Origin of the sequence: Phocaeicola sp. RTP21198st1_B8_RTP21198_201120 (genome assembly GCF_040929485.1) — a bacterium.
Classification (GTDB): domain Bacteria; phylum Bacteroidota; class Bacteroidia; order Bacteroidales; family Bacteroidaceae; genus Phocaeicola; species Phocaeicola dorei.
Window position 1 is genome coordinate 264 of the sequence record NZ_JBCOCI010000399.1, and the last position, 522, is coordinate 785.

Annotated in this window: 1 protein-coding gene; it reads right to left on the minus strand. The window is 35.6% G+C overall.

Annotated features, from left to right (window positions below):
- Window positions 1-486, minus strand: a 486-nt coding sequence (locus AB5935_RS26705) for a cyclomaltodextrinase N-terminal domain-containing protein (RefSeq protein WP_368327946.1), incomplete at its 3' end; no start/stop codon positions are given.
- Between the last annotated feature and the right edge of the window lie 36 nt (window positions 487-522).

Here is a 522-nt window from a genome sequence, read left to right on the forward strand (position 1 = left end):
GAGAATGTCGAAGTGCTGAGGGATAGCTTTTGAAAGATCTAAATATAAGATCAGATAATTAGGATTTTCCTGTTTCACCACGTCCTGCAGGGTGATGTCATTAGAAGAAATACTTACCTCTGCGGATGATATGCCATCGCCGTATAGAAGTATTTGTAGTTCGGGATTCTTCATTCCTGCCCACCAAAAGGTAGGAGCCACTTTCTTTATATTGGTTGCGGCGAATGCTTGATGATAACCCGATAGAAGTAATAGTAAAATAGCAAATAACAAATTTCGTTTCATGGTAGCTAGATTTTTAACTGTTTGCTCGGAGAACCGATGATGCAAATGTAGGGGGATGCTGTGCACCTTTGTGAGATTAGAATGGAAATATAAACCTGTTATCTGACTATGTTGCTGATAATTAGTTGGATATTCTAATACCTTATGCCGAAAAATACAAGTGAAAATGAAAATAGTTATACCCATATTTTTCGTTTTCATTACTATATTTCTTATATTTGTAACATCTTTAAAAAG